The organism is Actinocrinis sp. (genome assembly GCF_035938995.1).
GTDB lineage: Bacteria > Actinomycetota > Actinomycetes > Streptomycetales > Catenulisporaceae > DASZGI01.
On the sequence record NZ_DASZGI010000294.1, the window covers coordinates 1 to 10,438 of the forward strand.

Consider the following 10,438-nt stretch of genomic DNA (forward strand, 5'->3'; position numbering starts at 1 on the left):
GCGGGCAGCGGCCCGGCCCGGTTCATCTTCTCCGCGGAGGCCGGGCAGATCACCGCCTGGAACCCGGCGGCCGACCCGACCACCGCGGGCGTGTCCACCGCGACGGTCGAGTACTCCTCGCCGACCGCGGTGTACAAGGGCCTGACGATCGCGACCAACGACTCCGGCACCTTCCTGTACGCCTCCAACTTCCACGACGGCACCGTCGACGTCTTCGACACCTCGTTCCACCTGGTGCACCTCGCCGGCAACTTCATGGACGAGGACATCCCGTCGAACTACGCGCCGTTCGGCATCCAGAACGTGAACGGTCTGATCTATGTCACCTACGCTGAGCAGAACTCCCTTAAGCACGACGACGTCGCGGGCCACGGCCACGGATTCATCGACGTCTACACGTCCAACGGGTTCCTGATCGAGCGCCTCGCCTCGCACGGCTCGCTCAACTCGCCGTGGGGCATGGCGCTGGCGCCCGCCGGTTTCGGCGAGCTCGGCGGCGCGCTGCTGGTCGGCGACTTCGGTGACGGGCGGATCAACGCCTTCAACCCGTTCAACGGCCGCTTCCTCGGACAGCTGGGCAACGAGGACAACAAGCCGCTGACCATCGACGGGCTGTGGGGCCTGGCCTTCGGCACCGCGTCCACCGGGGGCACCGGCACGCTGCTGTTCAGCGCCGGGATCAACGGCGAGCAGGACGGCCTGCTCGGGGCGATCAACCCGACCTCCTGAGCGAATCGCTCCTCGAAGTCGACTGGGCGGCGGCGATCTACAGCCGCCGTGAAGCCCGGTCGCCTTCGAGGGGCAAAGAGAACGAGGAGCAAAGAGAACACCGCGCCCGGCCGTGCACGTGGGTCTCTCGGAGCCGCGACGAGAGCTCACGGTTCACGTCCGGGCGCGGTGTCAAGGAGGATCCACGAGGCGGCCCCCCGTTTCGGGCCGGAGCCCTCACAAGCCGCCTTGCGGATCCCAGGCCTTTTACGGCACCGGCACGCCTCATCGCGTCCCGCCCGCCTCGTCGCGCGGCGGTTGCGCCCATGAGTCAGAGGCGAAACCGCAGGTCGGGTGGTACCCGGCCGGCGCACGATCCGCCCACGCATGAGTGTGGCCGCCGGCCGCGGCCATCACCAGGAATCCGACCGGCAACTTCCCGGCAACTTTCGGCGGGTAGCCCCACCGTGAAATCATCGCGCTGAGTGTCGCGCGGCCACACGGAGGGTGCTGATGTCCGTCGAACCTGATGGGAGCTTCGGCCAACTGCTATTGCGGGAGCGGGTGAGCGCGGGGCTGACCCAGGAGCAGCTGGCCGAGCGCGCCGGACTGAGCGTCCGGACGATCCGCAACCTGGAGCGGGGAACTGGGGTGCGCCCACGGGAAGCCTCGGCGCGGTTGCTCGCCGACGCGCTCGGGCTGCGCGGCGCCGCCCGCACGCGGCTGCTGTCGACGGGGCGCAGCGCGCGACTGCCGGAGGGCGACGCGTCGGCCGGTACCGCCCGGGTGCCGCGTCAGCTTCCCGCCGTCGTGCGCAGCTTCACCGGCCGGGCCGCGGAGCTCGAGGCGCTCACCGACCTGCTGCGCCGGTCCGGTGAAGCGGACGGGAGCACGGCGATCGCGACGATCGACGGGATGGCCGGGATCGGCAAGACCACGCTCGCCGTGCACTGGGCGCACCAGGCCGCCGACAGCTTCCCGGACGGCCAGCTCTACGTGAACCTGCGCGGATTCGACCCGGACGGCAAGCCGCTGACGTCGGCCGAGGCGATCCGCGGCTTCCTCGACGCCCTCTCCGACCCCGGACGCATCCCGGCCCGCGCCGAGGCCCAGACCGCCCTATATCGCAGCCTGCTGGCCGGCACCCGCACGCTCGTCGTGCTGGACAACGCCCGGGACGCCGACCAGGTGCGGCCGCTGCTGCCCGGCAGTGCCGGCTGCATGGTGCTGGTGACCAGCCGCAGAAAGCTGACCAGCCTCACCGCGATCGAGGGCGCCCACCAGGTCAGCCTGGATCTGCTCGCGCACGGTGAGGCGTACGAGGTGCTCGCCCGCCGCCTCGGCGCCGCGCGGGCCGCGGCCGAGCGCGAAGCGGTGGACGAGCTGATCGGGTTGTGCGCGCGGCTGCCGCTGGCATTGGGCGTCGCCGCGGCCCGTGTCGCCGCGCAGCCGTCGTCGGAGCTGGCGGAGCTGACCGCGCAGCTGCGCGAGACCCAGCGGCTGGACATGCTGGACGCGGGCGACCCGGCGTCCGACGTGCGCGCGGTGTTCTCCTGGTCGTATCGGGTGCTGAGCGCTCCGGCGGCGCGGATGTTCCGGCTGCTGAGCCTGCACCCGGGCCCCGACGTCTCGGCGGCGGCCGCGGCCAGCCTGGCGGGTGTGCCCCGGGACGAGGCAATCAGGCACCTCGCCGAGCTAACCCGGGCGCACCTGCTCGCGGAACCCGTCCCGAAGAGATTCGCGTTTCACGATCTCCTGCGTGCCTACGCCGCGGAACAGGCCCACGCGCAAGAGACGCCCGCGGATCTCCACGCCGCGACGGAGCGGATGCTGGACCACTACACGCACACCGGCCACGCCGCGGCGCTCCTCGTGCTTCCGACCCGGGAGGCGCTTGTGCTCGGGGAGCCCAGGGAGGGCACGACTCTGGACCGGTTCCCCGACGACCGGGCGGCACTGGCCTGGTTCAAGAGGGAACACGCCGCGTTGACGGGAGTCAGCCAGTACGCGGCGGAGGCCGGGCTCGACGGTTACGCGTGGAAGCTGCCTTGGATCATGACGGACTACCTGGCGAGGCAGGGCCATTGGCGTGAGCTGCGGGCGGCGCACTGTGACGCTCTGGCCGCAGCCCGGCGCCTGGGCGACGCCGCGTCGGAGGCCCGCGCGCACGGCGGCGTCGCCCGCGCCGCCGCCCGTCTCAACTCGCTTGACGAGGCGCACCGCCACCTGTCGCGTGCGCTGGAGATTCATACCCGGCTCGGCAACCGGGCGGGCATGGCCCGCACCCACCGCGCCATCGGCAACATCTATGAACTGCAGGAGAACCTGCCCGAAGCGCTCGACCACGCCAAACAGGGCCTTGAGCTGTTCCGCGCCGTCGGGGACACGGGCGGCGAGGCCAGCGGCCTGAATCAGGTGGGCTGGTACCTCTCCCTCGCCGGCGATCACGAGCAGGCACTGGCGTACTGCGAGCAGGCCCTCAATACATATGACGGCTTGGGCGACCGCCACGCGGAAGCGGGAACCTGGGACAGCATCGGCTACGCGCACCACCATCTCGGCAACTACCTCGAAGCGGTCGCCTGCCACGAGAAGTCCGTCAGCCTTCTGCGCGAGGTCGGCGACCGCTACTACGAGAGCGATGCCCTCACCCATCTGGGGGACAGCCACCTCGCCGCCGACGCCCCTGAGGCGGCCCGCGACGCGTGGCTTCAGGCCCTGGAAATCCTCACCGATCTAGACCACCCGGACGCGGACCGCGTTCGCGAGCGGTTGCGCGCGCTGCCGACAGCCGGCTGAGGCGGACGGGAAACAGACGGAGAAACTGACCGGCCCCGTCGAGCGCTTGCTCGGCGGGGCCGGACGGTCATGTCTGGTGGGTGTCCGATCGACTTCGGAAAGCTCTCATGCGCTCCCCGGGTAGATCGGGACCCGAGATAGGTGGGTTGGTGGGTGGTGGACAGGTGGGTCAGGCGGCGAGGCTGTTGGTCATGGACGCGGGCACCGCGGTGTCGGTGCGGACGTCCAGCTGGTGCACCACGCGCTCGGTGGTGAGCTCGTGCGCGGTCAGGTCGGCGAGGGCGAACAGCACGATGCCGAGCGCGTCCGCGAAGACCAGCCAGGTGAGCGCGGTGCCGGAGAAGACCAGCGCGGCGATCAGGGACCACAGGCCCACCAGGGCGAGCAGGCCGTGCCCGGCCTTCTGTCCGGTGCGGTGGGCGAACACGGCGCCGGTGGCGGCGAGGACGGCCACGCCGGTGGAGACGCCGAACCCGAGCCAGCCGGCGATCGGGGCGGAGAACGCCATCGCGGAGACGGCGAGGAAGCCGCCCGCCAGGACGGCGGTGGTGTCGAGTGCGTAACGAGAGCTCAGAGCCATTTCAAAACACCTCCCGGGCATCGCGGAATCGCGGTGCCGCCTTTGAAAGCCAGGAAGTGAGTCGTAGCGGGGCGCAGGATTACACTCCGGAGCGGCTCGCTTGCCTCCGAATCTTTGGTAGCGGAGACATCCTGTGCAACCCGCGCGGGACGCCCGGCATGCCCGCCCGGACCGGAGCATTCAAGTGATCTGCGTCACAGTGCCCGTATCGCGGCGCCGAATCGGCGCCGCCGCGCCGTCCACAGCGTCATCCACAATATGTGGACCGCTGTGGAAAACTCGCCCCTACACCTAGAACGAAGATCCCTCAGCGCGAGCAGAACCCGAGGCGGGTTCCCCTCAGGACAAGCAGCCGACGTGCGCGAGCGCCTGCTTGAGCAGCACGCCCTGACCACCCGGCATCTCCTGCTGGACCAAGGGTGACGAGGCTTCCTGAGGCGTGAACCAGACCAGGTCCAAGGCGTCCTGGCGAGGGCGGCAGTCGCCGGTCACCGGCACGATGTAGGCCAACGACACGGCATGCTGGCGCGGGTCGTGGTACGGCGTGATCCCCGGCGTCGGGAAGTACTCCGCGACGGCGAACGGCTGGAGGGAGGCCGGGATCCGGGGCAGGGCCACTGGGCCGAGGTCCTTCTCCAGGTGTCGCAGCAAGGCGTCGCGGACCCGTTCGTGGTGCAGGACCCGGCCGGAGACGAGCATGCGGCTGACCGCGCCGTCCAGCGCGATGCGCAGCAGGAGTCCGATGCGGGTGACCTCCCCGCTGTCGTCGACCCGCACGGGAACGGCCTCCACGTACAGGATCGGCATCTGGGCGCGCGCCTGCTCCAGCTCGCCGGGGGCGAGCCAGCCGGCCATAGTCTCGATCACATCAGACACTCACCGATGGTAACGTCAGGAGCCCTCCGGGCGGCAGTGCAGTCGGTACTAGCGGTCCGTTGCGGACTCAATGCGCCTGGTGAGCGTGGGGCGCCAGAGCCACTTGCGACAAGGCATTGTCGCGTTATTACCGCACGGACAGTGACGTCGGACGACGAGTGATCGGACGTGGCGCACTTGCACGTGCCCGTTGCACCTTGCACGCCTTGACACGCAACCGTGCGCCGAATGTAAGGGGTGTGCCAGAGCCCTGATCATGTGCATGATGTCCGAGTGAACGATCGAGCACCCCTGGTAACTGCGGCACGCAAGCCCCGCCCCGCGCGGCTGTCCTGCGGCTTTGCCACATTACCCCTGTTCACCGGGGATGTGAAGGCCTGCCGCGGACGCGGCGGGGCCGAGGACATCAGGGAACTGCTCCACGCGTTGTAGAGTCCTGCGACACTTCGGGCGTCCGAATCGTGACACCGGTCACGGACCCGAGGAATTTGACGCAGGGGTATTCAATACACACCGACCGCTCACTAGGGTGTGCCCCCGGGTAACCATTGGCGCACATCTACCGGACGGAATGGCAGATGACTGATCAAGGACTCCGCGGGGCTCGCACGTCGGTCGGCCAGGCGATGCGCCCGGCCGTCGGCGGATCCGCCGGGGTGGGGATCGAGGCCAAGGCAGCCGCCCACACGCTGCGCGACGGAAAGCAGGTGCTGCGCCCGGTCTCGCTGGCCATCCGTCCCGGCTCCCTGGTCGCGATCATCGGGCCGAGCGGCGCGGGCAAGACGCTCCTGCTCGACGCGCTGGCCGGAGTCGCGCTCCCGACGGAGGGCGCCATCCTCCACGACGGCGACACCTGCCGCCCGCACGACGACCTCGCGCTGGCGTCCATCGGCTACGTGCCCCAGGACGACATCATCCACCAGGCGCTTCCGCTCGACCGCACCCTGCGCTACGCGGCGCGGCTGCGGCTGCCCGCCCGCATGTCCGCCGCCCAGATCGACCGCGAAGTGGCCGACGTGCTCGGCGCGCTCGGCCTCACCGCCCACGCGCAGACCCGAGTCGGCCTGCTCAGCGGCGGCGAGCGCAAGCGGGCGAGCATAGCCGTCGAGCTGCTCTCGCGGCCCTCGGCGCTCTTCCTGGACGAGCCTACGTCGGGCCTGGACCCGGCCATCGCGGCGGACCTGGTCGAGCTGCTCGGGCAGATCGCCGCGGGCGGCACCACGGTCGTGTTCACCAGCCACAACCCGGCCGACGTCGGGGTCTGCGACGGTGTCGTGGTGCTCGCCGCCGAGGGCCAGCTCGCCTTCAGCGGCACGCCCGAGGACGCGCTCCAGTACTTCAGCGCCGATACGTTCGACCTGATCTACCGCAGGCTCGCGGCCGAGCCCGACCCGGCGGTCTGGGCCTCCCGGCTGCCCTCGGCGCGGCCGGTCGCCGGCCCGGCCCGGGGCGCCACGCAAGCGGCCCGGTCGATGGCGCACTCGGCCGACACCGGGCGCCGGATCGGCCCGTTCGGCCAGTGGCTGCTGATGAGCCGCCGCGGAATCGACCTGCTGACCCGCAGCCGACTGACGCTGGCGATCCTGGTCGGCTCGCCGGTGCTGATCACCCTCATGTTCCTGATGATGTTCCGGCCCGGCGCCTTCGACTTCGCGCATCCGAGCCCGAACACCTCGATGATGATCCTGTTCTGGATCGCCTTCGGCGGCTTCTTCTTCGGCCTGACCTACGGGCTGTCCCAGATCTGCGACGAGTTCGCGATCGTGCGGCGGGAGCGGATCGTGGGCTTGAGGATCGTGCCCTATCTCGCCGCGAAGGTCGCGGTGCTGCTGCCGATTCTCGCCGTGGTCGACGTGCTGCTGCTGGCCACGCTCAGCGCGACCCACCGGCTGCCGGCCCTGGACTTGGCCAACTGGTCGAGGCTGCTGGTGACCCTGCTGCTGACCTCGACCAGCGCGCTCGCCCTGGGCCTGCTCGCGGCGGCCGCGGTCTCCTCGCCGGCGCAGGCGACGCTGATGCTGCCGATGCTGTGCTTCCCGCAGGTGTTGTTCGTCGGGGCCTTCCTCCCGGTCCCGGTGATGGCGCTGCCCGGCCGGATTCTCAGCTACGCGATGTCGAACCGGTGGGCCTTCGACGCGCTCGGCGCCACGGCCGGCCTGCCGCACCTGTGGCGGGACGGCGGCTCGCCGCTCGGTCCGCCGCTTCTGGACTCCTACGGCGACACCTTCAACGGCTCGGTCCCGATGAAGTGGATCCTGCTGGCAGCGTTCACCTTCGTGTTCCTCGTCGCGGCGGCCCTCGTGCTCACCCGCAAGACCCCGAGGAGGCGCCGCACCAGCCGCTGACCGGCCGCGCCGCCCCGACGCGCCGCGGCCCAGCTACGGAAAATCAAGCAGACCGACGACTCACGACGCACTCCCGGGGCGATGATGACGACCGATACGCTCATTCCTGCGCCGACCAGCCCGCTGCGCATGCGCGAGCCGGCACGATTCCTGAACGAGTATCCGGAGTACGAGAGCACCAGGGCCCTCGACGAGGTGCGCCGTGCCGAGTACGCCCACTTGGACCGGGATCGGCACGTGTACCTCGACTACACCGGCGCGAGCCTGGCCGCGGGCGTCCAGTACCGGGCGCACGCCGAGCGGCTGTCCGAGCGCGGCTTCGGCAACCCGCACTCGCAGAACCCCGCGTCGGTGGCCTCGACCGAGCTGGTCGAGCAGGCCCGCGCGGCGGTGCTCGAGCACTTCAACGCCTCGCCGCGGGAGTACACCGCCGTCTTCACCGCGAACGCCACCGCCGCGTGCCGCCTGGTCGGCGAGTCGTATCCGTTCGCTTACGACAACCGGTACGTGCTGACCTTCGACAACCACAACTCGGTCAATGGCATCCGCGAGTTCGCGCGGTCCAAGCGGGCCGAGATCAGCTACGTCCCCGGCAAGGGCGACGACATGCGCGTGGACGAGGAGGCGCTGGAGGGCGCGCTCGCGAAGCGCCGGCCGGGCCTGCGCGGTTCGGCGGGGCTGTTTGCCTATCCCGCGCAGAGCAACTTCTCCGGGGTGCGCCACTCGCTCGGCTGGGTCGAGAAGGCGCAGCAGCAGGGCTTCGACGTCCTGCTCGACGCCGCCGCCTATGTGCCGACGCAGCCGCTGGATCTGTCGCAGGTCCGGCCGGAGTTCGTGACGGTCAGCTGGTACAAGCTGTTCGGCTACCCCACCGGGGTCGGCTGCCTGGTCGCCCGTCGGGAGGCGCTGGAGCGGCTGAAGCGGCCGTGGTTCTCCGGCGGCACGATCCAGGCCGTCAGCGTGCAGGGCGACTGGCACGCGATGGCCGCGGGCGAGACGGCCTTCGAGGACGGCACCGTCAACTTCCTGTCGATCCCCGACGTCGAGTTCGGCCTGCGCTGGCTGCGCGGCCTCGACGTAAGAGTGATCGGCGAGCGGGTACGCTGCCTGACCGGCTGGCTGCTCTACCGGCTCAGCAACCTGACCCACAGCAACGGCGCGCCCTTGGCTCGTATATACGGACCGCGAGACACGGTCGCACGCGGCGGGAACGTGGCGTTCAACTTCATCGATCCGTCCGGCCGGGTGGTCGACGAGCGGCTGGTCGAACGCGAGGCCGCGGCCGAGAACATCAGCCTGCGCACCGGCTGCTTCTGCAACCCGGGCGCGGGAGAGCTCGCGTTCAACATCGGCCGCGCCGCGTTGCGCGGCCGGATCGGGCGCCGGGTGCGCAGCATCGACGACTATCTGCGGATGCTGAAACTGCCCACCGGAGGCGCGGTGCGGGCCTCGCTCGGGGTGGCGTCGAACGTGCTCGACGTGGAGCGCTTCATCGACTTCGCCGAGCGCACCTACCGCGACCAGCCGGCCGACCGGGCCGACCTGCCGCCCCGCGACCACTGCTGATCCAGCCGTTCCTGGTCGCGGGACCGCTCCTGACCTCCGAGACGCCGCTGGCCCGGGAACACTCCTGACCCCGGGTCAGCGCCTCACCCTGGGCTGGTCGCCCAGGTCAGCCCGCGCGCTTGTCGTGCGAGCGCAGGTACTTGTTGGCGACGATGCGGGAGACGCGTCCGCGTTCCCAGCACAGCCGACAGCTGACCTGGGCGAGCGAGCCGGGAGGAATCACCCGGCCGTCGCCTTCGCAGGCCGGGCAAAGAACGATGTACCTCTCCGGCGGTGCCCTGTCGGCGACCTCGCTGAACTCGTCCGAATTCGCGCTCACGAGCTGGCCCCCTTTCCTCGTGGGCAGGCTGGACTGTAAAACCGGTCAGTGCTGTGGATGGGACCGCGACGCTGTCGGCGCTGCCCCGGACGGGTGAAGAACCCATAACGAAATCGATCTCCGCTGTGGCGCGGGGTTCGATAGTGCTAAGGTCTCTCCCGAATGTACCTTTGGCAAGTACCATTGGCTATTGCTTTCAGAACGTACACGAGGCATATACCCAAGCTTCGCGCCCGCTACCGCCCCACAGCCCGGCATTCGGAGGCAGCCGTGTCTGATGCTGCGACGCCGACCTTACAGCGGCTCATGCTCGGTGCCGAGCTGCGCCACATCCGGGAGGACCGAGGCAAGACCATCGAGCAGGTCTCTCAGGAGCTGTCGGAGCGTCTCGGCTCCGGGTTCTCGACGGCGAAGATCAGCCGCCTGGAGACGGCGAAGCGCGGCATCACCCTGCGCGACGTGCGCGACCTGTGCGACTACTACGACCTCGGCTCCGCGGACCGGGAGCGCCTGATCGCGATGGCGAAGGCCAGCCGCGGCAACCGCCTTCAGGGGATCAACGAAGCCCTCTCGGAATACGTGGCGCTCGAATCGATCGCGAGCGCTGTCCACGCGTACGAGTCGATGCTGGTACCCGGCCTGCTGCAGACTCGCGACTACTCGCGCGCGATCGCCGAGGGAATCGCGGGACTCCACGCGGGCGGCATAACCCCGGACGCGGTCGCACTTGAAGAGCAGGCTGACGTGCGCGCGACGCGGCAGGACCGCTTGCGCGGCCCCGACGCCATGCGTTTCGTCGCGATCATGGATGAGAACGTGGTACGCCGCCGCGTGGGGCAGCGCGGGGTCATGGCCGCGCAGCTGCGGCACGTCGCACAGGTCTCCGAGTACCCGAACGTGACGATCCAGGTGGTACCGATCGAGGCGGGGGTCTATCCGGGCTTCGAATCGGCGGGGTTCTCGGTGCTGGAGTTCCCCGAGGAGCTGCGACGTTCGCCGGTCTGCTTCGTCGAGGGCACCGTCGGCGCGCTGTGGGCCGAGCGCGAGTCCGACCGGCAGCGCATCATTCGCACGATTAGCTACATGCAGGAAATCGCGCTGAGCCCAGAGCGGACGCAGGCTCTCCTGGACCAGGTGGCGCGAGCTCTGGACGAGTGAACCTTTAGATGTCCGCCGACGTCTCTCGGCGGAGACAATCGGGGTCACCTCACCATCCGGGCGGCCCCACGAGTGAAAGGAGCCGCC

Annotated in this window: 8 protein-coding genes; 5 read left to right on the forward strand and 3 right to left on the reverse strand. The window is 70.0% G+C overall.

Annotated elements, in window-relative coordinates; all coding sequences use genetic code 11:
• On the forward strand, positions 1-729 hold a 729-nt coding region (locus VGZ32_RS20335), incomplete at its 5' end, for a TIGR03118 family protein (RefSeq protein WP_326887699.1).
• A gap of 492 nt (positions 730-1,221) precedes the next feature.
• Positions 1,222-3,507, forward strand: a complete 2,286-nt coding sequence (locus VGZ32_RS20340) for an ATP-binding protein (RefSeq protein ID WP_326887700.1) — start codon at positions 1,222-1,224, stop codon at positions 3,505-3,507.
• A gap of 169 nt (positions 3,508-3,676) precedes the next feature.
• Here VGZ32_RS20340 and VGZ32_RS20345 read toward each other — a convergent pair whose 3' ends face one another.
• On the reverse strand, positions 3,677-4,087 hold the full coding sequence (locus VGZ32_RS20345; protein ID WP_326887701.1) for a hypothetical protein: 411 nt from the start codon (positions 4,085-4,087) through the stop codon (positions 3,677-3,679).
• 339 nt (positions 4,088-4,426) lie between these two features.
• Entirely contained in the window at positions 4,427-4,954 is a 528-nt protein-coding gene (locus tag VGZ32_RS20350) for an NUDIX hydrolase family protein (protein ID WP_349263684.1), read from the reverse strand.
• A 587-nt stretch (positions 4,955-5,541) separates the two neighbouring features.
• On the opposite strand from VGZ32_RS20350, the gene VGZ32_RS20355 reads away from it, so the two are divergent.
• Together VGZ32_RS20355 and VGZ32_RS20360 are read left to right on the forward strand one after the other, a co-directional pair.
• Positions 5,542-7,308 (forward strand): ABC transporter ATP-binding protein, encoded by a 1,767-nt coding sequence (locus VGZ32_RS20355; protein WP_326887703.1) that lies wholly within the window; start codon positions 5,542-5,544, stop codon positions 7,306-7,308.
• 81 nt (positions 7,309-7,389) lie between these two features.
• Positions 7,390-8,874 (forward strand): aminotransferase class V-fold PLP-dependent enzyme, encoded by a 1,485-nt coding sequence (locus tag VGZ32_RS20360; RefSeq protein ID WP_326887704.1) that lies wholly within the window; start codon positions 7,390-7,392, stop codon positions 8,872-8,874.
• 106 nt (positions 8,875-8,980) lie between these two features.
• On the opposite strand, the gene VGZ32_RS20365 is transcribed toward VGZ32_RS20360, so the two are convergent.
• Positions 8,981-9,193, reverse strand: coding sequence for a hypothetical protein (locus VGZ32_RS20365; RefSeq protein ID WP_326887705.1), 213 nt, complete (start codon positions 9,191-9,193; stop codon positions 8,981-8,983).
• 270 nt (positions 9,194-9,463) lie between these two features.
• On the opposite strand from VGZ32_RS20365, the gene VGZ32_RS20370 reads away from it, so the two are divergent.
• Positions 9,464-10,351, forward strand: a complete 888-nt coding sequence (locus VGZ32_RS20370; RefSeq protein WP_326887706.1) for a helix-turn-helix transcriptional regulator — start codon at positions 9,464-9,466, stop codon at positions 10,349-10,351.
• Positions 10,352-10,438 lie beyond the last annotated feature (87 nt).

Coding starts and splice junctions, on each gene's coding strand:
- VGZ32_RS20340 (WP_326887700.1), top strand. CDS start 1,222: ATGTCCGTCGAACCTGATGGGAGCTTCGGCCAACTGCTATTGCGGGAG.
- VGZ32_RS20345 (WP_326887701.1), bottom strand. CDS start 4,087: ATGGCTCTGAGCTCTCGTTACGCACTCGACACCACCGCCGTCCTGGCG.
- VGZ32_RS20355 (WP_326887703.1), top strand. CDS start 5,542: ATGACTGATCAAGGACTCCGCGGGGCTCGCACGTCGGTCGGCCAGGCG.
- VGZ32_RS20360 (WP_326887704.1), top strand. CDS start 7,390: ATGATGACGACCGATACGCTCATTCCTGCGCCGACCAGCCCGCTGCGC.